The sequence below is a fragment of the Bacillus sp. RO1 genome (genome assembly GCF_012524115.1).
In the GTDB taxonomy this organism is placed as follows: Bacteria; Bacillota; Bacilli; order Bacillales; family Bacillaceae_I; genus Sutcliffiella_A.
In genome coordinates this window covers 1-22,390 of the sequence record NZ_JAAZWB010000075.1, presented here as the reverse complement: position 1 = coordinate 22,390, position 22,390 = coordinate 1, and the positions used below count along the sequence as shown (strand labels likewise).

Annotated in this window: 21 protein-coding genes and 1 other annotated feature; of the genes, 19 read left to right on the top strand and 2 right to left on the bottom strand. The window is 39.0% G+C overall.

The genetic code is table 11. The annotated features are described in order from the left end of the window. Nucleotides 1-29 precede the first annotated feature (29 nt). Both HC179_RS11225 and HC179_RS11220 read right to left on the bottom strand, forming a co-directional pair. Nucleotides 30-686 (bottom strand): hypothetical protein, encoded by a 657-nt coding sequence (locus HC179_RS11225; RefSeq protein WP_168864385.1) that lies wholly within the window; start codon nucleotides 684-686, stop codon nucleotides 30-32. A 137-nt stretch (nucleotides 687-823) separates the two neighbouring features. Next, a complete protein-coding gene (locus HC179_RS11220) occupies nucleotides 824-2,407 on the bottom strand; it encodes a recombinase family protein (protein WP_240948517.1) in 1,584 nt (527 codons plus the stop codon). Between the two features lie 156 nt (nucleotides 2,408-2,563). Between HC179_RS11220 and yqfC the strand changes: the two genes are divergently transcribed. From yqfC to HC179_RS11125, 19 genes are all read left to right on the top strand, one after another. Next, the gene (gene yqfC, locus HC179_RS11215; protein ID WP_168864383.1) at nucleotides 2,564-2,848 is read left to right on the top strand and encodes a sporulation protein YqfC; all 285 of its coding nucleotides are present in this window, start codon (nucleotides 2,564-2,566) and stop codon (nucleotides 2,846-2,848) included. 15 nt (nucleotides 2,849-2,863) lie between these two features. Continuing rightward, entirely contained in the window at nucleotides 2,864-4,051 is a 1,188-nt protein-coding gene (gene yqfD, locus HC179_RS11210) for a sporulation protein YqfD (RefSeq protein WP_168864382.1), read from the top strand. 3 nt (nucleotides 4,052-4,054) lie between these two features. Further along, nucleotides 4,055-5,020 (top strand): PhoH family protein, encoded by a 966-nt coding sequence (locus HC179_RS11205; protein WP_168864381.1) that lies wholly within the window; start codon nucleotides 4,055-4,057, stop codon nucleotides 5,018-5,020. Nucleotides 5,021-5,098: 78 nt separating this feature from the next. Beyond that, nucleotides 5,099-7,312 (top strand): HD family phosphohydrolase, encoded by a 2,214-nt coding sequence (locus HC179_RS11200; RefSeq protein WP_481747971.1) that lies wholly within the window; start codon nucleotides 5,099-5,101, stop codon nucleotides 7,310-7,312. Further along, nucleotides 7,309-7,782 carry an rRNA maturation RNase YbeY gene (gene ybeY, locus HC179_RS11195; protein WP_205825299.1) on the top strand — a complete coding sequence of 158 codons (474 nt, stop codon included), beginning with the start codon at nucleotides 7,309-7,311 and terminating at the stop codon, nucleotides 7,780-7,782. Before HC179_RS11200 ends, ybeY begins: the two co-directional genes overlap by 4 nt. After that, entirely contained in the window at nucleotides 7,763-8,158 is a 396-nt protein-coding gene (locus tag HC179_RS11190) for a diacylglycerol kinase (protein ID WP_168864461.1), read from the top strand. Before ybeY ends, HC179_RS11190 begins: the two co-directional genes overlap by 20 nt. Before the next feature lie 310 nt (nucleotides 8,159-8,468). Next, nucleotides 8,469-8,867: a cytidine deaminase gene (locus HC179_RS11185; RefSeq protein WP_060665055.1), complete on the top strand. Its 399-nt coding sequence runs from the start codon at nucleotides 8,469-8,471 to the stop codon at nucleotides 8,865-8,867. Beyond that, complete coding sequence (era, locus tag HC179_RS11180) at nucleotides 8,860-9,777, top strand: GTPase Era (protein ID WP_168864380.1); 918 nt, start codon at nucleotides 8,860-8,862, stop codon at nucleotides 9,775-9,777. The genes HC179_RS11185 and era overlap by 8 nt, the downstream gene beginning before the upstream one ends. 147 nt (nucleotides 9,778-9,924) lie before the next feature. Then, nucleotides 9,925-10,065 carry a YqzL family protein gene (locus HC179_RS11175; protein WP_082380828.1) on the top strand — a complete coding sequence of 47 codons (141 nt, stop codon included), beginning with the start codon at nucleotides 9,925-9,927 and terminating at the stop codon, nucleotides 10,063-10,065. A gap of 111 nt (nucleotides 10,066-10,176) precedes the next feature. Continuing rightward, the gene (recO, locus tag HC179_RS11170) at nucleotides 10,177-10,953 is read left to right on the top strand and encodes a DNA repair protein RecO (protein WP_168864379.1); all 777 of its coding nucleotides are present in this window, start codon (nucleotides 10,177-10,179) and stop codon (nucleotides 10,951-10,953) included. A 40-nt stretch (nucleotides 10,954-10,993) separates the two neighbouring features. After that, nucleotides 10,994-11,171: a binding site (T-box leader), on the top strand. A gap of 280 nt (nucleotides 11,172-11,451) precedes the next feature. Beyond that, on the top strand, nucleotides 11,452-12,339 hold the full coding sequence (gene glyQ / locus HC179_RS11165) for a glycine--tRNA ligase subunit alpha (RefSeq protein ID WP_148987640.1): 888 nt from the start codon (nucleotides 11,452-11,454) through the stop codon (nucleotides 12,337-12,339). Next, a complete protein-coding gene (gene glyS / locus HC179_RS11160; protein ID WP_168864378.1) occupies nucleotides 12,332-14,413 on the top strand; it encodes a glycine--tRNA ligase subunit beta in 2,082 nt (693 codons plus the stop codon). Before glyQ ends, glyS begins: the two co-directional genes overlap by 8 nt. 221 nt (nucleotides 14,414-14,634) lie before the next feature. Next, nucleotides 14,635-15,264 carry a transcriptional regulator CcpN gene (gene ccpN, locus HC179_RS11155; protein ID WP_082380827.1) on the top strand — a complete coding sequence of 210 codons (630 nt, stop codon included), beginning with the start codon at nucleotides 14,635-14,637 and terminating at the stop codon, nucleotides 15,262-15,264. 14 nt (nucleotides 15,265-15,278) lie between these two features. Then, the gene (locus tag HC179_RS11150; RefSeq protein WP_168864377.1) at nucleotides 15,279-16,088 is read left to right on the top strand and encodes a pyruvate, water dikinase regulatory protein; all 810 of its coding nucleotides are present in this window, start codon (nucleotides 15,279-15,281) and stop codon (nucleotides 16,086-16,088) included. A gap of 733 nt (nucleotides 16,089-16,821) precedes the next feature. After that, on the top strand, nucleotides 16,822-17,292 hold the full coding sequence (locus HC179_RS11145; protein WP_168864376.1) for a YaiI/YqxD family protein: 471 nt from the start codon (nucleotides 16,822-16,824) through the stop codon (nucleotides 17,290-17,292). A gap of 31 nt (nucleotides 17,293-17,323) precedes the next feature. Then, the gene (gene dnaG, locus HC179_RS11140; RefSeq protein WP_168864375.1) at nucleotides 17,324-19,138 is read left to right on the top strand and encodes a DNA primase; all 1,815 of its coding nucleotides are present in this window, start codon (nucleotides 17,324-17,326) and stop codon (nucleotides 19,136-19,138) included. Nucleotides 19,139-19,183: 45 nt separating this feature from the next. Continuing rightward, nucleotides 19,184-20,308, top strand: coding sequence for an RNA polymerase sigma factor RpoD (gene rpoD, locus HC179_RS11135; RefSeq protein ID WP_060665046.1), 1,125 nt, complete (start codon nucleotides 19,184-19,186; stop codon nucleotides 20,306-20,308). 127 nt (nucleotides 20,309-20,435) lie between these two features. Continuing rightward, on the top strand, nucleotides 20,436-20,963 hold the full coding sequence (locus tag HC179_RS11130; protein WP_168864374.1) for a hypothetical protein: 528 nt from the start codon (nucleotides 20,436-20,438) through the stop codon (nucleotides 20,961-20,963). A 148-nt stretch (nucleotides 20,964-21,111) separates the two neighbouring features. Beyond that, nucleotides 21,112-22,251 carry an acyl-CoA dehydrogenase family protein gene (locus tag HC179_RS11125; protein WP_168864373.1) on the top strand — a complete coding sequence of 380 codons (1,140 nt, stop codon included), beginning with the start codon at nucleotides 21,112-21,114 and terminating at the stop codon, nucleotides 22,249-22,251. The last annotated feature ends 139 nt before the right edge of the window (nucleotides 22,252-22,390 follow it).

Sequence of the window (22,390 nt, the reverse complement as noted above, 5' to 3'; positions counted from 1 at the left end):
TTAAAACAAGTAACGTCCTTTCTTTTTGTTTATAGTAACCATTTAAATAGGTAGCCTTTGAATTGTTCCCAACCAAGTACAACCGTTATAATAGAAGATATTAACCCCAAAAGCAAGATACCAAAACTAAGTAGTTTAACAACTATATTATTTGACCATTTGTAGCTAGTCGTATAGTTCGTTATCCCCGTCCAGTAAAGAAGCATTATAGGGAGAGTAACAAAGAATTGAACGCCTTCTCTTAGTAGAACAAAGGGATTTTTTATATCACTTCTAATTTCGTCCATAATATCGTTATAAGTTGCCATTTTCATGATTAGCAAGTTGTTAACCCAACTGAATTCTTCGGACATTAAAGAAGGATTTCGTAGAGATTGAACGGTGTTAAGCAAAATTTGATAGTTATTATACATGTAAGAAGCCCCAGCAGGTTTGTAACTAATTAAACCGTCACCACCCAATAGACGTTGTGCCTTTGGAGATTTACTGATTAATTCACCGTAAAGTTTATTTTCTTCCTCTGAATTTATCCTTTTTCTGAGATAGCTATTCAGATACCTAACATACTTTTCGTTGTAATCATGTAAGAAATCTAAGTCCTTGCGAAATTTTAAGGCACTTAGTAATTCTTTTACAAAGCCAATAAGTAATAACGCTATTACTCCACCAATTATCCAAAATACCAAATGCTTCACCCTCACATTTTTTAGAATAGTACAATAATACAATTATACTATATTTCGAGAAACTTCGACGTGAAGTTTTTTTGGTGTCCTTTTTGGAGGGCAGAAATTTTTTCGCAAATTCTCGTCCCATCATTTTATTATTTCGGTTCAACTGTAATCCTAATGAAATCCCCTTTTTCTGTATCTACATAACCATCTTCATTTAAGGTAGTTTCTTCGTCATATCTATGATAATACACTTTATTTATAACTAGCTTCAATAAGCGGTTTACTTCTGTAATGTCCTTTGTATTAACTGTTGGAATAGGTGCATCTTTTATGTCTTTACCCCTTACAAAAAGTTCTCCGTTATTATACATGTCTGATAGTTCCCTAACATCAGATAACCATTTTAATTTTGTTTCATATTCTTTACTAATGGTTTCTGCGTCATATTGTTTTAATTTTTGAGTAATCTCACTCACTGATTTGTTTATTTGTGTTAATTCTTTTTCAACAACCATTTTATCTGTAATGTATTCTTCTTTAGTAAACACACCGTCTGTATAAGCGTCACGAACCCTTCTAAGCTTCGCCTTAACTTTATCAGATTGTTTGTTCAGTTCTTCAAGAGTTTTATTCAAGGATTCTTTAGTATCTTGTGTTTTGGAAACATCTAATGCTTTTTCAAAGGATTGTCTAAGCTGCTTTTCAACTATGGAAAGTTCTTCCCAAAATTCATCTACGAGTTTCTTTTCAGTTATACCTTTGTTTCCACATTTGCACTTATTAACATAAATAGATTCTTTTCTTTTGGAATCACGTCTAATGCCCATCTTTAACCCGCAGACTTTACAATAAACGAGGTCTTTTAAGATACTAAGACATTCACCCTTTGACCTATTCCTTTTAGCTATATTTCCACTCATGCGACTTTGGATAGCCGATTGTACACTGTTAAATTGACTTAAAGGGACAATGGGTTCATGGCTATCTACCTTAACTACAGACTCAATAACTTCACCACGCTTGTTTTTTGCTTCATATTTAATAGTACCCGTGTAAGTTGTATTAGTGAGTAGCTTATAAACAGAACTAGCGTTAAAAGAATTTCCGTCTCTTGTTTTATAAATTGTCAACTGTTTTGTAATCTCAGTAACTCCATGACCTTTTTCAGCAAGGTTAAAAATATACCTTACTATTTCCGCTTCTGGTTCATATATTTCAAGTAGCCTAGTCTTATTATTTCTTCTGTAGCCTAACGGTGGTCTGCCTTGAATCCATTCTCCTCTTTTAGCACGTTCAATCTTGCCAACCTTCATACGTCTAGTTATAGTACGTAATTCTTTACTCGACATCATTGATTCTAAGTCATACATAAGCCTGTCCGATTCATCATCTAAGTCGTAAATACGACTAGGTGTTATAACAGGAACATCATTATTTACAAGTGTTTCTGCAACAATCTGTGAATAAAGATTATTTCTTGCAAGCCTTGATAATTCCACAACTACTAACCCATCAAATAACCCTTCATCAAGGTCTTTAAGTAATTGTAATAGCTTAGTGCGTTCCTCGAACTTACCGCCAGATTCAACCTCTTCATAAAGTTTGTAATCATATACCTTAGTCTCACATAGTCTAGTTGTAATTGTTCTATGGTTAAAGAGAATATCTTCGGTTTCATTGTTTTCACGACTAATTCTATTATATATGGCAACTTTTTTTATATCTTTCAACAAAAACATTCCTTCCTTATATTTGTACCTTCCTTATATATATAACCAAAGGGTGCATACACCCCGAATAAATTGAATATGTTGTACAAAGAAAAGATTATCATATAACCTACACCTTGTAAATATACTCATACATATGAAAGGAAAGGGGGTTTTTCCATGCTCAAGAAGTTTCGTTCCCGCATGAATAACTGGATCACCAACAATATGGAATTACCCGCAGATGTCATGATGGATCTGCCGCGAATTACAATGATTGGACAAATACATATATATATTGAAAATCACCGAGGTTTATTAACGTTTACCGATAAAGAAATTCGATTGTTATTAAAGCAAGGACAGCTGCTTGTTAAAGGAGAGTCTTTTGTTATCAGGACCATCTTGCCAGAAGAAATTTTACTTGAAGGAAAAATTAATCAAGTGATGTATCTGGAAGAATAAACTAGGAGGATACGCATGAAAAATCAATGGATGAATTTTTTTTCTGGTACCGTAAAAATAATTATTCATGGTAAAGGGGTAGAGAGATTCCTTAACGACTGCACAAGAAGTGGGATACAAGTATGGCAAGTGAAGAAGCTGGGAGAAGAGGCTTACACATGTCATGTGCTTTTGAAAGATGTCCGTAAACTGAGGAGATTAATTAAGAAGCAGGATTGCAAATTCCGTTTTCTTACGAGAAAAGGATTGCCTTTTCTAACTCAGTACTCCCTAAAGAACAGTGGATTGATAGTCGGAATCATAGCAGCTTTCCTTACCGTATTTTTATTATCCAATATGGTCTGGAGTATTGAAATCAAAGGGGCAGAGCCTGCAACAGAGCATAAGATTATGCAAGAATTAGACAAGCTTGGGGTGAAAAAAGGGAAATTCCAATTTTTCATAAAAGATGTGGAAAGTATTCAACGCTATTTAACGGACACAATAAGTGAAATTACTTGGATTGGTGTGGTATTAAATGGGACATCCTACCATTTTGAGGTTGTAGAAAAGAATGAACCAGAGAAGTTGGAAGCACTGTCCCCAAGAAGCTTGGTTGCGAAGAAAAAAGCAATGATTGCAAAGATTTACGTTGAAAAAGGACAACCACTCGTTCAAGTAAATGATTATGTCGATAAAGGCCAGGTGTTGGTTTCTGGATTGATTGGAAGAGAGGATAGCAAAAGATCCATTGCGGCTGTTGGAGAGGTACTAGGTGAAACATGGTATCTTACTAGTGTGGATGTTCCAATTAAGACCACTCTCCCCGTATTGACTGGAGAAGCGTTTAATAAGCATTATTTGAGAGTGGGCAGTGTGGAGGTTCCGGTATGGGGGTTTTTCCACGAGGATTTTGAGCGGAAAGAGGAATATGAGGCGGAGCGACCTTTCTATTTCTGGAAATGGAAATTGCCAATATCCTATGTAGGAAAGACAGTCCATGAACAAGAGATTGTAGAACGGATATACGATGACGAGGAAGTCATCGAGCAAGCTCTGGAGATAGGGAGAAATCAGGTCCTTTCCAATCTTGGTGAAGATGCAGAGATAAAAGGTGAAAAAGTTTTGCGCACTCAAAAGGAGAATGGTAAAGTAAGTGTAGATATACATTATCAAGTCATTGAAAATATTGTCAAAATCGAACCAATTATTCAAGGAGACTAATGAATGTCAGAAGAACTAGTGATGATGAATCAACAACTAAATAATCCAAACGAAGCTATTGCTCTCTTTGGGAATCAAGATGTCAACCTGAAGAGAATTGAGGAAGAATTGAACGTATCCATTGTGACCCGCGGAGAAACAGTCAATGTATCCGGTGATGTCAAACAAGTGGAGATGGTCGATAGCGTCATACAAAATTTATTAGAAGTCATTCGAAAAGGCATTACGATCAGTGAGAGAGATGTCATCTATGCCATTCAGCTTGCTAAAGAAGACAAGATGCACTCTTTTCAAGAACTATACGATGAAGAGTTAACAAAAAATGTAAAAGGTAAGTCTATACGTGTAAAGACTTTAGGACAAAGACAGTATGTTTCTGCAATCAGGAAAAAAGATCTTGTTTTTGGGATCGGTCCTGCAGGAACAGGAAAAACATACTTAGCCGTGGTTATGGCAGTAACTGCATTAAAAAACGGGCAGGTAAAAAGAATTATCCTTACTCGCCCTGCTGTGGAAGCTGGGGAGAGCTTAGGTTTTCTGCCAGGAGACTTGAAAGAGAAAGTGGACCCATATTTACGACCGTTATATGATGCGTTGCACGATGTATTTGGTTCTGAACATACCCAAAGGTTAATAGAAAGAGGGACCATTGAAATTGCTCCCTTAGCTTACATGAGGGGCCGTACGCTGGACGATGCATTTGTCATTCTCGATGAAGCGCAGAATACAACTGCAGCCCAGATGAAGATGTTCCTTACAAGACTTGGATTTGGATCGAAAATGGTGATTACGGGTGACATATCCCAAGTTGATTTGCCAAAAGGAATGAAGTCAGGCCTCGCAGTAGTGAGGGATATCTTGAAAAATACATCAGGCATTCAATTTATTGAACTCGAACAATCAGACGTCGTCCGTCATCCGTTGGTTGCGAGAATTATCGATGCATACGAAAAGCTTGAATCAAAATAAAGCCCCTTTATTGGGGCTATTTCACTTGTAAAGGATTTTATTTTTGGGGATGTCGTTTATGGAGGGAGTCAAATAACAGTGAAAAAGAAATCGAAATCCTGGAAAATTTCTTTTCAACACTTAAAGGCTTTTAAGTTTTACCATGTCATTATATATGTGCTGTTGGGACTTATCATGTTTGGTATTATGTTTAGTAATGTTAAGCCTGAGAAGATAAATGTACAACTATTCAGCACTGCTGAAAAAACGATTGTGGCACCTCATAGTTTTGAAGATAGAGAAGCTACAGAATTATTAAGAAAAGAAGCAGCAGATAAAGTCCCTGATCAATTCATTAGAGACAAGGATAAGGTATATCAACAAATTGCAAGAATTGAGAACTTTTTTGAAGTGCTGATTGATACTAAAAACCAGATTGCCGAGCTCGAAAAAGTTCCGGAAACCTCACCTCCAACTGAGGGAGAGGACGATTCCTCAGAGCCTCAAGAAGAACCTGAGCCAATTATGCTGACAGACGCAGAAAAGTTAAAGCTGCTAAAAGAAGCACTTGAAGGACAAGTCCCAGACCGTTGGGAAAAAGAATTGGAAGATGAAAATCTGCTCTTCTTGCTTGGTTCTAAGGAAGCTGACCTCACTAGGTATAAAAACGCATCCGTAACGGCAATCAATAACGCTATGTCTAGGGATATACATACAACTGAAGACGCTAGTGAAGCGAAAAACCTTGCGAGAACGGAGCTCTCACAATCTGGCAATGTGCCAAGCGTTATTATTAATATTTCTAGCATTTCTGTTATCCAAAATGTTATTTATGATTCGGCCCAAACGCAGGAAAAGAAGCAACAGGCAATCGACGCTGTTGAACCTGTTCGAATTTCACAAGGTGATACACTTGTAAAGGCTGGCCAATTTATTGACCGGGAAACATATAGGCTTCTTACCGTTGCCGGATTTGTCAATCAATCTGACAATGTGGCACCCTATGCTGGGTTATTAATCATTATTGGTTTAATGATCTTTGCGCTGGTGTACTTGTTTAAAAACATTGATACTGCTATTCACAGTAAAAATACGTATTTGACCATGTATTTATTAATTTTTTCTATCACGTTAATCTTATTGAAAATTTTTAGTTTCTTTCAAACCCTTAATACAACTGAAATTGGTTATATTGCCCCGGTTGCAATGGGTGCCATGCTAATAAAAATGCTGATTAACGATCGCATTGCCATATTTTCAAGTATTATTTTTGGGATTTGTGGAAGTTTTATTTTTAATATGGTTCCAGGAGCCATGAACTATACCGTGGGGTCATATCTGATTATTTCGGCTGTGGCGTCGGTATTATTCTTAAATCAGCATAACAGACGACTTACAATACTTCAGACAGGACTTTTTGTGTCATTCATAAACGTGGTGACGGTCATTGCGTTGATTCTATTGACAAACAGAGACCTAACTGGCATGAACGAATTATTAGAACTTGGGATAAATGGGACAATGGCAGTCGGTTCCGGAGTGGTTTCAGCTGTTCTTACTATCGGAATTCTCCCATTCTTTGAAGTGGGCTTTGGAATGCTATCAACGATGAAGTTGCTTGAGCTCTCCAATCCGAATCACCCATTGCTGAGAAAAATATTGATGGAAACTCCAGGAACGTATCACCATAGTGTAATGGTGGCTAATCTAGCGGAATCTGCATGTGAGGCAGTAGGTGCTAATGGGCTGCTTGCAAGAGTTGCATCTTATTATCATGATATAGGCAAAACAAAAAGGCCACATTATTTTATTGAAAATCAAATGGGAAGAGCAAATCCACATGATAAGCTCCCTCCTCAGACGAGTAAGAATATTATAATTGCCCATGCAACGGACGGAGCTCAAATACTCAAGGATCATAATATGCCAAAAGAGATCGTCGATATTGCAGCACAGCATCATGGTACGACACTATTGAAGTTCTTCTATCATAAAGCAAAAGAACAAAACGAAAATATTAAAGAAGAAGAGTATCGTTATCCAGGACCAAAAGCTACTTCCAAGGAAGCGGCAATCGTTGGGACTGCCGACAGCATAGAAGCGGCGGTAAGGTCATTGAATAATCCGACCCCCGATAAAATTGAAACAATTGTAAAGGCTATCATTAAAGACCGTCTTCAAGATGGACAATATAGTGACTGTGATCTGACATTCAAGGAGCTTGAAGAAATCGGTAAGTCCTTCTGTGAAACATTACAAGGAATTTTTCATTCAAGAATTGAGTATCCGAAAGGAGAGGAAGAAGAATCATGATAGAAATCGATATGTTAGATGAAACAACAAGACTGACAGATGAACAGTGGGATGATATAAAAAATTTATTGATATTTGCTGCTGAAAAAGAGTCTATTCAAGCCGGTGCTGAACTCTCCGTGACATTTGTGAATAATGACAGAATTCAGGAGATTAACCGAGAATATCGTGACAAGGACCGTCCTACAGATGTCATTTCCTTCGCGATGGAGGAGATGGGTGAGGGAGAGATCGAAATCCATTATGAGGAAGATGCACCTCGTATGCTCGGAGATATCATCATCTCCATTCCAAAAGCAGAAGAACAAGCAGAAGAATATGGCCATTCTGTAAAACGGGAGCTCGGATTTCTTGCCCTCCACGGCCTATTGCATTTGTTAGGTTATGATCATGAAAACGAAGCAGACGAAAAAGTTATGTTTGATAAACAGAAAGAAATCCTGGATGCCTATGGACTCACGCGATCGTAACAGAAAAGGATATCGAGGGTCATTTACTTCTAGTTTTTCCTATGCGCTTGAGGGGCTAATGTTTGTCCTTCGAACGGAAAGAAACATTAAGTTTCATGTTTTTATAGCTGTTGTAATGATTGGAATGTCATTATTTTTTCAGATTACAAAAGTGGAGTGGCTAATCCTGTTTCTTGTAATTGGTGGGATGTTTGTCATTGAAATTATTAATACCGCTATCGAAAATGTGGTGGATCTTGTGACGGAGGAGTATCATCCTCTTGCAAAAACGGCAAAAGATGTGGCTGCCTCTGCGGCCTTAGTTTTTGCTTGTATCTCTGTTATTATTGGTGTAATCTTATTTAGCCCTTATATTACAATTTTTTTGAATAAGTGAATTTACTATAACTCCTGTTTCCTTCCGTTCCAGGTGATCGCTTTCCGCGGGACGGTGCTTGAGCCTCCTCGGCTTTGCCTGCGGGGTCTCAAGACTACCGTTTCTCCCCCGCAGGAGTCTCTCACCTTGCACTGCAGTCAACAGGTGGATAAATATTCAATATTTGGTCAAAAATAAATTATCACAATCAAATTACTAAATAAATTGAAAATTTAAAATTTTTTAAAATTTAAGGGTGATTTAAAAAGTGATTTGAGGTAAAATATAAGTAACGCGCACCCGAAGCTTACAGAAGAAAGGAAGAGTAACTGTGAACATCGAAGCTTTAATCCAAGAAGCAAAAGCAGCAAGAGAAATGGCTTATGTACCCTACTCCAAGTTTAAAGTAGGCGCGGCATTATTAGGAAAAGACGGAAAGGTCTATCGCGGATGCAACATTGAAAATGCTGCATATAGTATGTGTAACTGTGCAGAAAGAACAGCGCTTTTTAAAGCGTATTCAGATGGTATTAAAGAATTTGATGCGATTGCTGTTGTAGCCGATACGAAACGACCTGTTCCACCCTGTGGAGCTTGCCGTCAAGTAATATCTGAGCTATGTGCACCTGAAACGAAAGTAATCCTGACAAACCTTCACGGTGATATACAGGAATTAACAGTAGCTGAATTACTGCCTGGAGCTTTTTCACCGGAGGATCTTAATGCATAACAATACAACTACCAATTTTAAATCAGGGTTTGTCTCCATCATTGGCAGGCCGAATGTTGGAAAATCTACATTTTTGAACAGAGTAATCGGCCAAAAAATTGCGATAATGAGCGACAAACCACAAACAACTCGAAATAAAATTCAGGGTGTATATACGCAAGACGATGCACAAATTGTTTTCATCGACACACCGGGCATTCATAAACCAAAGCACAAACTTGGCGATTTTATGATGAAGGTGGCGCAAAATACGTTAAAAGAAGTTGATCTAGTTCTATTTATGATCAATGCAAAAGAAGGTCTAGGAAAAGGCGATGAATTTATTATCGAAAAACTGAAGGAAACTTCAACCCCAGTTTATTTGGTAATAAATAAAATTGACGAAGTACATCCAGATGACCTACTTCCATTGATGGAAACTTACAAAGCATTGTATCCTTTTAGAGAAATAGTTCCGATTTCTGCTTTGCAAGGTAACAATGTAGAAGTTCTATTAGAACAAATTAAGCAATTCCTTCCAGAAGGCCCCCAATATTACCCGGCCGACCAAGTTACCGATCATCCTGAGCGTTTTATTGTTGCTGAGCTAATTAGGGAGAAAGTGCTTCATCTGACAAGAGAGGAAGTTCCACATTCCATAGCTGTAGCAATTGATTCGATGAAGAAGCGAGAAGACAAGGAAATGGTCGATATCCAGGCTACTGTCGTAGTGGAACGTGATTCACAAAAAGGAATTGTCATCGGTAAGCAAGGAAAAGTTTTAAAAGAAGTGGGACAAAAAGCCAGAGTGGACATTGAAGCATTGCTTGGATCCAAGGTGTTTTTGGAACTGTGGGTAAAAGTCCAGAAGGATTGGCGTAACAAGCAGTCACAGCTTAGAGATTTTGGTTTTAATGAAGACGAATACTAATCGGAAAGACGAGCGGAATATAGTCAATTCGTAGCATTGAATTTACAAAATTTATCTAACATGTTTTGACCCTTCTACGGTCATCATAGTCATATAGGAATTGGAATAGGCATGCTGGTCTTTACTACAGAAAGGGTGGAGTTTACAATGTTGGATTTTACCTGGAAGGTCTTTAAAGAAACAGGTAATATTGATACCTATCTTCTTTTCAAAGAACTTGAGAAAGAGAATGGCGATTTACCCGAACAGACAGAAGAGCTAGCGAATCGTGACTTACCAATTTCATAATGACAGATGATCAATTATTAAGGCAGTTTACTCACGTAAGTGTTGTAGATTGCCTTTTTATTTTGTAGAACGTACAATTAATAAAAGCCAGAAAAATGGACGGTGTACGATTTGCTACATAAATGTGAAGGCATTGTCATTCGAACAAATGCCTATGGTGAAAATAATAAGATTGTTACCATCTACTCAAAAGAGCTTGGAAAAGTAGGGGTAATGGCAAGAGGTGCCAACAAGCCTAGCAGCCGATTTACCGCTGTCTCCCAGTTATTTTCCCATGGGACCTTTGTCTTTCAAAGGGGAACAGGACTAGGAAGCCTCCAGCAAGGTGAAATCATGGAATCGATGAGATCTATTCGAGAGGATATCTTCCTGACAGCTTATGCTTCTTACATCGTAGAATTGATGGATAGAACCACAGATGAAGGGAAGCGTAATCCGGCACTTTATGAGCTTTTATACCAAGTGCTTCACTTTATTGATGATGGGTACGATGCAGAAATATTGACCTTCATCTTTGAAATGAAGATGTGTGATGTCATCGGTATTACGCCGGAATTAAATCGCTGTGCTTCATGTGGTGCAACAGAAGGAACCTTTGCTTTTTCTATTAAAGAAGGAGGCTTCCTTTGCAACAGATGCTTTCACAAGGACCCATACCTAATAAAAGTCTCTCCAGCTACCTTGAGACTCTTACGGACATTTTACTATTATGATTTGAATAGAATTGGAAACCTGTCGCTAAAAGAAGAAACACGAAAAGAGTTACGATTCATTATTGATGAATATTATGAAGCCTATTCTGGGATAATGTTAAAATCCAAGCGCTTTCTGAAGCAAATAGGATCATTGAAAGCAAATCTACCTGAAAAAAAAGAAAAACCTGATTGACTTTGGAAAAGAAATCATTTATTATCCAATTACATTCATAAAGATTGCATTGAAGGAAAGTAGTACTTATCAAACTCGATTAAAGCGAACCTAGGGTGGTGTGAGCTAGGGAATCAAGAGGTAGGGAAGGCGTTCTGGAGCAATACGGATAAAGTGGTAAAAAGGACATCCCTTTTTACAAATAGGGTGGAACCGCGGGAGAATCTCTCGTCCCTATGCTAACAACTTCTGTTGGCATAGAGACAAGAGGTTCTCCTTTTTGTCCTCCAGCCAACATATGGAGTTAAGGCGTTCTTTAGAATGACTACTATAGTTCAGTGTAGTCTCTAAGCTGATGATTGGAGCAAAAGGCGAAGACTCCTGCGGGGGATAACGGTTGATTGAGACCCCTGAAGCGTTGTGAGGAGGCTCAAACACCGTCCCGCGGAAAGCGGAGCCTGGCGCGCAAATCAACAGCGGCGTCTAACAGTAACCAACTTAAAAAAGGAAGGTGTCAAAATGAACATCCAAAACATGATCCTGACCCTGCAAAACCACTGGTCAGAGCAAGGCTGTATCCTCATGCAAGCCTACGACGTAGAAAAAGGTGCCGGAACAATGAGCCCCTATACATTCCTAAGAAGCATCGGCCCAGAGCCATGGAACGTAGCATACGTTGAACCATCCAGAAGGCCTGTAGACGGCCGATACGGAGAAAACCCAAACCGCTTATACCAACATCACCAATTCCAAGTAATCATGAAGCCATCACCAGACAACATCCAAGAATTATACTTGGAATCACTCAAGAAACTAGGGATTGACCCGCTTAAACATGATATCCGATTTGTAGAAGATAACTGGGAAGCTCCAACGCTTGGGGCTGCAGGACTAGGCTGGGAAGTTTGGCTAGATGGAATGGAAATTACACAATTCACTTATTTTCAACAAGTTGGTGGAATTGAATGTAAACCGGTTTCTGTAGAAATCACTTATGGTATCGAACGACTTGCATCCTATATTCAAGACAAGGAAAACGTATTCGACCTGGAATGGACAGAAGGTTTCACCGTTCGTGATATTTTCCTTCAACCGGAATATGAGCACTCTAAATATACATTTGAAACATCTGATCCTGATATGCTGTTTTCTTTGTTTGATATCTATGAAAAAGAAGCACACCGCCAGATGGACCATGGTCTTGTTCACCCTGCCTACGATTATGTTTTGAAATGCTCCCATACATTCAATCAATTGGACGCCCGTGGTGCTATATCTGTTACCGAACGAACTGGTTATATCGGTCGAGTAAGAAACCTGGCCCGTAAAGTAGCAAGAACTTTCTATGAGGAAAGAGAAAAGCTAGGTTTCCCAATCTTGAAAAAGGAGGAGAGCACCAATGAGTAAGAGAGACTTTTTATTTGAGATCGGTTTAGAAGAGATGCCGGCTCGCTTTGTAACGGATTCTATGACTCAGCTTCAAGATAAAGTGAAATCTTGGCTTGAAACGAATCAACTGGCCTATGATAACATCCAAGCTTACTCTACTCCAAGAAGGCTTGCAATTCTAGTTGAAGGCCTAGTTGAAAAACAAGAAGATGTTACCATAGAAGCGAAGGGACCTGCAAAAAAAGTTGCGCTTTCAGCTGATGGTGAATGGTCAAAGGCCGCTCAAGGTTTTACTAGAGGTCAAGGACTAACAGTTGAGGATATTTATTTTAAAGAAATCAACGGTGTGGAATATGTGCATGTTCAAAAGCATGTAAAAGGAAAAGAAACGAAAGAAATTCTTGGCAGCATTGCTTCTGTTGCTACTAGCCTGCACTTCCCGAAGAATATGCGCTGGGCTGATGAGGACCTAAGATATGTTCGACCAATCAAATGGTTGATTGCTCTTTTTGGCGAAGAGATTATTCCAGTCGAAATTGCAAAGGTAAAGGCGGACAGAGTATCCTCAGGTCATCGTTTCCTTGGTGGTCAGATCGAATTAAAAGACGCTGGTAGCTATGTGGAAGAGTTGCTTTCTCATTATGTAATTGTGAATGCTGTGGAACGAAAAGAAGCAATCAGGAAACAACTATCCATCATAGGAGAAGAGAATGGTTGGATCATACCTGTGGATGAAGATCTTTTAGAAGAAGTGAATAACTTAGTAGAGTATCCAACAGCATTGTTTGGTACATTCGAATCTGACTATCTAACATTGCCTGAAGAAGTATTAATCACATCTATGAAAGAACATCAACGTTATTTTCCGGTTAAAAGTGAAGCGGGAACACTTTTGCCATACTTCATAACTGTTCGAAACGGGAACCACGAGAATTTAGATAATGTTGCAAGAGGAAATGAGAAAGTACTGCGGGCAAGACTTTCTGATGCTGCATTCTTCTCTAAGGAAGACGAAAAGCTTGTAATAGACAATGCAATAAAAAAATTGGATAAAATCGTATTCCATGAAGAAATTGGAACAACCGGAGATAAAGTGAGACGTGTTCAGGCCGTTGCAGCTGACCTGGCGCAAATTGTGAATGTGAACAGCGAAACGCAAAAACATGTTGAACGCGCATCCTCCATCTATAAATTTGACCTTGTTTCTCATATGGTCTATGAATTCCCTGAGTTGCAAGGAATCATGGGGGAAAAGTATGCATTGGCTAAAGGAGAAAGCCCAATCGTTGCTAAGGCGATTAATGAGCACTATATGCCAAGATCAGCAGATGACAAGACCCCATCTACTGATGTAGGTGCTATCCTGAGCATCGCAGAAAAGCTGGATACCATTGTTGGTTTCTTTGCTATAGGAGTTATTCCTACAGGGTCACAGGATCCTTACGCATTAAGACGCCAAGCATCAGGAATCATCCAGACAATCTTGAACAAAGAGTGGACCTTCTCTTTAGAATCATTCATGCATTCAGTAGTTGAACGCTATGTGGAAAAAGGTATTGCAAAGAAAGATGCAACTGCCATCATGGAAGACCTCTTAGTCTTCTTTAAATTACGACTTAAGAACAATCTTTCCGAGCGTGGCGTGCGATATGACATCGTAGATGCGCTTTTAGAGCTGCCACTTGAGAATGTTTGTTCCACTGTGAAAAAAGCAGAAACGCTTGAATCAAAGAAAAACGAAGCAGACTTTAAAGAAACGATGGAATCATTAAGTCGTGTATGCAACATTGCCAAGAAAGCAACTCTTTCTGCTGAAGTTAAAGAAAACTTACTAAGTCAAGAGCAAGAACAAGAGCTTTATAAACAATTTAACAACAAAAAGGATCTTGTGCTACGTGCTGCGGCAGAACAGGATTTCTCCGTAGTTTATGAGGAACTTGCTTCCTTAAAACCAGCGATTGATGCCTTCTTTGATAACATCATGGTAATGACAGATGATGAAGCAATTAAGACAAATCGCCTCGCTCTAATGGATGATATGGCAAAAGTTATATCCATTTTCGGAAATGTAAATGGCATCATTGTTAAGTGATAAAAAAAGACAAACATATAACCCTATGGTAAAATAGTTAAACACACAAAAGAGGCTGACTAATGCATTCCTCACAATATTTAGTCAGCCTCTTTCCAATTCTTCTGTTTATCAGTATAATTAGTATATATTATTTACATATACAGTATGTCACAAATAGAAAAGCGGAGGGCACCCGTTCAGCGAAGTGCACCTTATAACCCATTAGGTGGTGAACAAAAATCGAACTGAATAAGCGGCAAGAAACTATTTTGCAAATAGTCAAAGAACAAGGACCGATTACCGGAGAAGCAATAGCCGATCAACTAAACTTGACTAGGGCAACCCTTCGTCCCGACCTAGCTATTTTGACCATGGCCGGATATTTAGATGCCCGTCCTCGAGTTGGATATTTCTACACTGGAAAAACAGGATCGCAACTATTATCCGATAAAATAAATAAGATCCAAGTGAATGACCACCAGTCCATACCGGTTGTTGTACATGAAAGTGTTTCCGTTTATGACGCAATCTGCACCATGTTCCTAGAAGATGTGGGAACCCTATTTGTAGTGGACAACTTCTCTATTATAGTGGGAGTGCTCTCTAGAAAGGACCTCTTAAGGGCCAGTATCGGTAAACAGGAGCTTACCTCTATACCCGTTAATATCATTATGACAAGAATGCCTAATGTTACGTACTGCTTTAAAGAAGACTTGATCATCGATGTAGCAAAAAAACTGATTGAAAAACAAATAGATGCTCTTCCAGTCGTTAAGCAAACGGATAAAGGTTATGAAGTAATCGGTAGAATTACCAAAACGAATATCACAAAAGTGCTGGTTGCCTTGGCACACGATGAAATTATCTAGATTGGAGGAGAATCATGGAGAAGCGTACCGTATATATCGTATCTGATTCAGTCGGAGAAACTGCAGAGTTGGCAGTAAAAGCGGCTATCAGCCAATTTAATGGGGCGAACTTCCATCTCAAACGAATTCCTTATGTAGAAGACATTGCAACATTATCGGAAGTAGTCTCAATTGCAAAACTTAATCAAGGTCTAATCGCCTTTACACTTGTTGTCCCTGAAATGAGGAAACACCTTGTAGAACTGGCAAAAAAAGAAGGCGTACAGGTGTATGACATCATCGGACCTCTTGTGGACTTGATGGAGCAAGAATACGGTGTTAAACCTAAATACCAACCTGGGTTGGTAAGACAATTAGACGATGATTATTTCAAAAAAATTGAAGCAGTAGAATTTGCTGTGAAATATGATGATGGAAGAGATCCAAGGGGAATTATTAAAGCGGATATCGTGTTAGTAGGGGTTTCTAGAACGTCTAAAACACCTTTATCCCAATACCTTGCGCATAAACGCCTAAAAGTGGCAAATGTACCAATAGTTCCAGAGGTAGACCCACCAGAAGAACTTTTTAAAGTGAATCCTGAAAAATGCTTCGGTCTAAAGATCTCGCCTGAAAAGCTAAATGATATCCGAAAAGAAAGGTTGAAAGCACTGGGGCTGAATGATAAAGCTGCCTATGCCAACCTTGAAAGAATAAAAGAAGAGTTGGCATTTTTTGAAACAATTGTAAATAAAATAGGTTGTGAAGTGATAGATGTTACGAATAAAGCCGTAGAAGAAACGGCCAACCTTATCTCTAACATTTATAATAACCGTTTAAAGTAAAGAGCGCTTTTAGGAGTGCTCTTTTTTTAAAGGGAAGAAAGCCTAAATCCCGTTGATTTCCGTTCCAGGCGCTTCGCTTGCCTGCGGGTGGTCCGTGAGCCTCCTCGGCTTTCAGCCTGTGGGGTTTCACCTGTCCCTTCCTCCCGCGGGCGTCTACGCGCCTTACACTTCAATCAACAAAATGATTTCACTTACCTAGGGTTTATGAAAGGTATTTAACCAAGTTATCTGAGAAAGCATTAATTTTACATTATTGTAATTCATAGCTGTTGATTGTAGCAAAAGGCGAAGACTCCTCGAAAATGCTACGCATTTGCTTCGTGCGATGTTTCGCTGCCAAAGCCTTCCTTGTCCTGAGGGAGATAGGGCTAGGTGGAGACCCCGCAGGCTTGCCGAGGAGGCTCTCGTCAGCCCCTAGGAAAGCGAAGCCATTTGCGAAAATCAACAGCGACGATTAAACAATATACTATAGGATCGGGCGGTTTTTTGCCCAGTTTTTTTTATGATTTTAGATTACTCACTATTCGATGTGAAACAGTGGTCAATTTGGATAGTTTATATTATAATAAAAAATTGTGATAAAAAATTCCTCGATAGGGTTTAGAGTGATGGATTATCGAATAAACTAAAAATAGCAATAAGTCAAGGGCAATATAACAGTTTCGTTCGACAACTACAAAAAAACATATCGAAAAAAGAAGGTTTTTGGGAAGGGATGTAGAAACCATTTAACATGCAAAATAATCGCAAACCTATTATTTTGGTGGATGCAGATGCGTGTCCTGTTAAAGAAGAAATAAGTAGAATAAGTCATACATATAAAGTTGATGTGTGCTACGTAGCTTCTTATTCCCACGTCATGACCAATAAAACGGAAGGAAATTGGGTCTATGTGGATGATGAAAAAGAATCTGCTGACCTTTATATTCTGAATCATGCAAAGAAGGATGATGTTGTAGTCACTCAAGATATTGGTCTAGCAAGCATGCTTGTGTCCAAAAACGTTTATGTTCTCACTCCTCGTGGAAAACAGTATGAAGAGAGTGAAATGGAACTGAGCTTGCATATGAGATTTCTATCTGCGAAAGAACGGAGAAAAGGGAACTATTCCAAGGGACCTAAAGCTTTTTCAATGAAAGACAGAGAAAGATTTGTTCAATCACTTAAAAAAACTTTGTCGAAAATTGCAGGAATTTCCGAATAGAGATAGAAATAGTAAGTCACGGAGTGTGGTTATGAATTATCGAATTCCTGAACAAACCATTGATCAAATTAGACAGTCTACTGACATTGTTGATGTAATAAGTGAATATGTGCAATTGAAAAAGCAAGGACGCAACTATTTTGGACTTTGTCCCTTTCATGGGGAGAGTACTCCTTCTTTCTCTGTTGCCCCAGACAAACAAATCTATCACTGCTTTGGTTGTGGTGCCGGCGGTAATGCTTTCAACTTCATCATGGAGATTGAGGGTGTCAGTTTTGTAGAAGCTGCCCAAAAACTTGCCAAGTCCTCCAATGTAGAAGTGGAAGTACCGGAATATACTGCAACAGAACAATCAGGCCAGTCGAAAGAAACGAAATGGATGATGGATGCACATTTGCTTTTGCATAAATTTTACCATCATTTACTGTTAAATACAAAAGAGGGCCAGGAAGCTTATGATTATGTGACAGGAAGAGGATTTACCGACGAAACGTTAAAGAAATTCGGTGTTGGCTATTCACTTAACAGTTGGGACTTTGCTTTAAAGTTTTTGACGAAAAGGGGCTACAACCAGCAGCTGTTGGAGAAGGCCGGCCTTTTAATTGAAAAGGAGCATACAGCTGAATATTTTGATCGTTTCAGAAACCGAATTATGTTTCCGATTCATGATCATAAAGGGAATGTTATTGCCTTTTCTGGAAGAGTGCTTGGAGAAGGTGAACCAAAGTATTTAAATTCACCAGAGACCCCACTATTTAATAAAAGTAAAATTCTTTACAACTTCCATCAGGCTCGTCCCCATATAAGAAAGCAGGAACAGGTTATCCTTTTTGAAGGATTTGCCGACGTTATTGCTGCAGACACAGCGGGATTACCTAATGGAATCGCTACGATGGGAACGTCCTTGACTGAAGAGCAGGCCCGAATCATAAGAAGGCATGTTGAAAATGTCACCATTTGTTATGACGGGGACAATGCCGGAATTGAAGCAGCCTACAGGGCAGCGAACATCCTCATTCAGCAAGGATGTTACGTAAGAATTGCCATGATGCCAGATAAAATGGACCCTGATGACTATATCCGTAGTAAAGGATCTGATTCATTTAAGCAGGATGTAATAGGGGCAAGTTTAACGTTCATGTCATTTAAGCTCAGGTACTTACGCAAGGGCAGGAATATGAAAGACGAAGGCGAACGGATGCGGTATGTGGAAGATGTTCTAAAAGAGATTAGCCTGCTGTCAAAAGCGGTTGAAAGGGATCATTATCTTCGTCAGTTATCTGATGAATTTTCCATCTCTTTGGAAGCTTTAAAACAGCAGCAGTTTCAAGTATATAAATCTTTAATGCAAAAAAAGGATTATAACGAGCAGAATAGAATAAATATACCTAACAAACCCAAAATCTTTACCCAAGCGCTAAAACCGGCTTATTTAAATGCCGAACGCTATTTGCTGGCACATATGCTCAAAGATAGGGGAGTATCTGAAAAGGTGCAAGCTTCCATTGCAGGCTCCTTTATCATAGAAGAGCACCGTGCGATTGCTACCTATCTATATGCATTTTACGAAGAAGGGTATGAGCCGAATATCAGTATATTCATGGAGCGTATACCTGAGCAATCGCTCAAGAAAATTATTTCTGAACTAGGTATGCTAACACTTGAAGAAGAATTAAGTGATGCAGTGCTACATGATTATATGAAACAGGTGTTTAATTATCCAAAATTGTTAACAATAAAAGAAAAAGAACAAGAAAAGAAACAAGCAGAAGCACAAAACGATTATCTTGGTGCTGCACAAATCGCGATGGAAATAATCCAAATGAAAAAAGAGTTAAAACAATAAATATACCTCTTTATCGCGTTCAATGTTGGAAGGAGGGGACAGTTGATGGCTGAAAAATCAGCACAATCAAAAGAGATGGAAACAGAATTGACCATCGAACAAGTAAAAGAACAACTCACCGAAGTAGGTAAAAAGCGTGGTGTCCTAACGTATGAGGAGATAGCCGAAAAAATGGCTGGCTTTGAGATAGAGTCCGATCAAATGGACGAATACTACGAATATCTAGGTGAACAGGGTGTAGAAATCATCGGAGAAACAGAATCTGATGATGACCCGAACACACAGCAACTTGCGAAAGAAGAAGAGTTTGACCTGAATGATCTAACTGTTCCGCCTGGTGTGAAGATCAATGACCCGGTTAGAATGTACCTGAAAGAAATCGGCCGTGTGGATCTTCTCTCTGCTGAGGAAGAAATCAGTCTTGCAAACCGAATCGAAGAAGGTGACGAAGAAGCGAAACGTCGTTTGGCAGAAGCCAACCTTCGTCTAGTTGTAAGTATTGCTAAGCGTTATGTGGGCCGTGGAATGCTGTTCCTTGATTTGATCCAAGAAGGTAATATGGGTCTGATTAAAGCGGTAGAAAAATTTGATTATCGTAAAGGATTCAAGTTTTCTACATATGCGACATGGTGGATTCGCCAAGCTATTACCCGTGCAATTGCTGACCAAGCAAGAACAATTCGTATACCTGTGCATATGGTGGAAACCATCAACAAGCTTATCCGTGTTCAACGCCAGCTATTACAAGATTTAGGTCGCGAACCATCTCCGGAAGAAATTGCAGAAGATATGGATCTGACACCGGACAAAGTACGTGAAATCCTCAAAATTGCCCAGGAGCCAGTTTCTCTTGAGACCCCGATTGGTGAAGAGGATGATTCACATCTTGGAGACTTTATTGAAGACCAAGACGCAACATCTCCTTCTGATCATGCGGCATATGAATTATTGAAAGAACAATTGGAAGATGTTCTTGATACACTTACTGACCGTGAAGAAAATGTATTAAGACTAAGATTCGGCTTAGATGACGGACGCACTCGTACTCTTGAAGAAGTAGGAAAAGTATTTGGAGTAACTAGAGAGCGTATCCGACAAATTGAAGCAAAAGCTCTTCGTAAGTTGAGACATCCTAGCCGCAGCAAACGTCTGAAGGATTTTCTAGAATAGAATCAGGCATATGGAAATAGTTTGCTTTTTCTTGAAAAGAGTAAGCTATTTCTCTTTTTTTGCAATTCAATACTTTTATAATATTCAGTTTTTAATATCTACACCTGTAATTGGAGTGTTAACAAAAGTGAATAAATATCGAAAAGAAACCATTATTCAAGAAATCGACTATTGGAAAAGAAATCGTCTCCTACCAGAGCAATATTGTGACTATCTGTTGGCGCTTTATACAGAAGGAGAGGGTGTGAACCAAACACCTAAAGGAAGCAGAAAGTTATTTTCTCTCTTTTTTGCATGTCTAATTTCTTTACTCGTTCCAATAACGTTTCTTGTGATTTATTTTACTGAAATGCCAGTTCATTTGCAAATGCTCCTGGTAACTTTTTTCGTTCTTCTTTCTATATTCGGATATTTTATTTTTCGAAAAAAAGAATCTTACCTACATATACCGGTCTTTGTACTTGCTTTGCTCATACTTATTCTTTCCATTAAATTACTTGAAATTGTATCTTTTCAATTGCCGTTAACCTTTGCAGTCATCACCTTTCAGACCCTTCTGTGGTTTATTATCGGCTACATAAAGAAATGGTACTATTTAAACATTTCAGCGATAATAACGATGGTTTTACTGGTTGCAAATATTATTTTAATGTAATTTATTGATTATTTAGTTATTTTTAAAAGTTGTGAAAATTCCCTTATATCTATTATAATACAAATGAAAGCGTATTCAATGTATTGTAGGAAGGAAGAAAAATACTAGCTCTTGCTAATGTTTTCCAAACAACAAGGGGGGAAAGATTTTGAACTTTGATTTAACGGCAGAACAAGCGATGATTAAGAAAACAATTAGAGAGTTTTCAGATGAAGTAGTTGCACCGGGGGCTCTCCAACGAGATCGGGATAAAAAATTCCCTGTTGAAGTCTTTCAACAGTTATCACAATTAGGAATGATGGGACTTCCTTTTCCGGAAGAATATGAGGGCGCAGGCGCGGATACAGTTAGTTTTGCGATTGTCGTAGAAGAATTGAGCAGAGCGTGCGGATCAACTGGTATCACTTATTCTGCTCACGTATCATTAGGTGGGGCACCATTAAACCTGTTTGGTACAGAAGAGCAAAAGCAAAAATATCTTGTGCCAATTTGCACAGGAGAATCACTCGGTGCATTCGGGTTGACCGAACCTAATGCCGGATCTGATGCAGGTGGTACAAAGACAACTGCTGTAGAAGATGGCGAAGATTTCATCATTAATGGTAACAAATGTTTCATTACTAATGCCTCCTACGCCAAGCATTTGGCATTAACGGCTATCACCGATAAAAAAGGTAATGAGAAAGAAATCTCTGCTGTCATCGTTCCAACAGATGCTAAAGGGTTTCAAGTCATTGATAACTACGAAAAAATGGGCCTTAATGCTTCCAACACAACGGAACTTGTCCTTGAAGATGTCCGTGTGCCGCAGGAAAACCTTTTAGGAAAACGCGGAGAAGGTTTCAGACAGTTCTTAATCACTCTTGATGGAGGCCGCATCGGAATCGGTGCTATGGCTGTTGGTATTGCACAGGCAGCTTTTGAGCGAGCGCTCGCTTACTCTCAGGAAAGAAAACAATTCGGCCGTTCCTTATCAAGCTTTCAGATTAACCAATTTAAACTAGCGGACATGGCAATGAAACTGGAACTTGCCAGAACGATGGTTTATAAAGCTGCCTGGTTAAAAGATCAGGGAAGACCTTTCTCCAAAGAAGCCTCCATGTGCAAACTTTATGCATCAGAAGTATGCATGGAAATTGCAGATCAGGCTGTTCAACTCCATGGTGGCTACGGATACATGAAAGAATATCACGTAGAGCGTTTCATGCGCGACGGAAAACTCCTAGAAATCGGAGAAGGAACCTCAGAAGTACAAAGAATGGTTATCGCAAGGTCTTTAGGTGTATAGTAAAACGGATTTCTAGCTGTTGATTGGAGCAAAAGGCGAAGACTCCTGAGGGAGATAGCGCTAGGTGGAGACCCCGCAGGCGAAGCCGAGGAGGCTCCAGCAGCGCCCCTAGGAAAGCGAAGCCATTTGCGGAAATCAA

What these genes read in the sequence shown, in the direction of transcription:
- yqfC (WP_168864383.1), top strand. Translation starts at nt 2,564, where the DNA reads ATGCTCAAGAAGTTTCGTTCCCGCATGAATAACTGGATCACCAACAAT.
- yqfD (WP_168864382.1), top strand. Translation starts at nt 2,864, where the DNA reads ATGAAAAATCAATGGATGAATTTTTTTTCTGGTACCGTAAAAATAATT.
- HC179_RS11205 (WP_168864381.1), top strand. Translation starts at nt 4,055, where the DNA reads ATGTCAGAAGAACTAGTGATGATGAATCAACAACTAAATAATCCAAAC.
- ybeY (WP_205825299.1), top strand. Translation starts at nt 7,309, where the DNA reads ATGATAGAAATCGATATGTTAGATGAAACAACAAGACTGACAGATGAA.
- HC179_RS11190 (WP_168864461.1), top strand. Translation starts at nt 7,763, where the DNA reads ATGGACTCACGCGATCGTAACAGAAAAGGATATCGAGGGTCATTTACT.
- era (WP_168864380.1), top strand. Translation starts at nt 8,860, where the DNA reads ATGCATAACAATACAACTACCAATTTTAAATCAGGGTTTGTCTCCATC.
- HC179_RS11175 (WP_082380828.1), top strand. Translation starts at nt 9,925, where the DNA reads ATGTTGGATTTTACCTGGAAGGTCTTTAAAGAAACAGGTAATATTGAT.
- glyQ (WP_148987640.1), top strand. Translation starts at nt 11,452, where the DNA reads ATGAACATCCAAAACATGATCCTGACCCTGCAAAACCACTGGTCAGAG.
- glyS (WP_168864378.1), top strand. Translation starts at nt 12,332, where the DNA reads ATGAGTAAGAGAGACTTTTTATTTGAGATCGGTTTAGAAGAGATGCCG.
- HC179_RS11150 (WP_168864377.1), top strand. Translation starts at nt 15,279, where the DNA reads ATGGAGAAGCGTACCGTATATATCGTATCTGATTCAGTCGGAGAAACT.
- HC179_RS11145 (WP_168864376.1), top strand. Translation starts at nt 16,822, where the DNA reads ATGCAAAATAATCGCAAACCTATTATTTTGGTGGATGCAGATGCGTGT.
- dnaG (WP_168864375.1), top strand. Translation starts at nt 17,324, where the DNA reads ATGAATTATCGAATTCCTGAACAAACCATTGATCAAATTAGACAGTCT.
- rpoD (WP_060665046.1), top strand. Translation starts at nt 19,184, where the DNA reads ATGGCTGAAAAATCAGCACAATCAAAAGAGATGGAAACAGAATTGACC.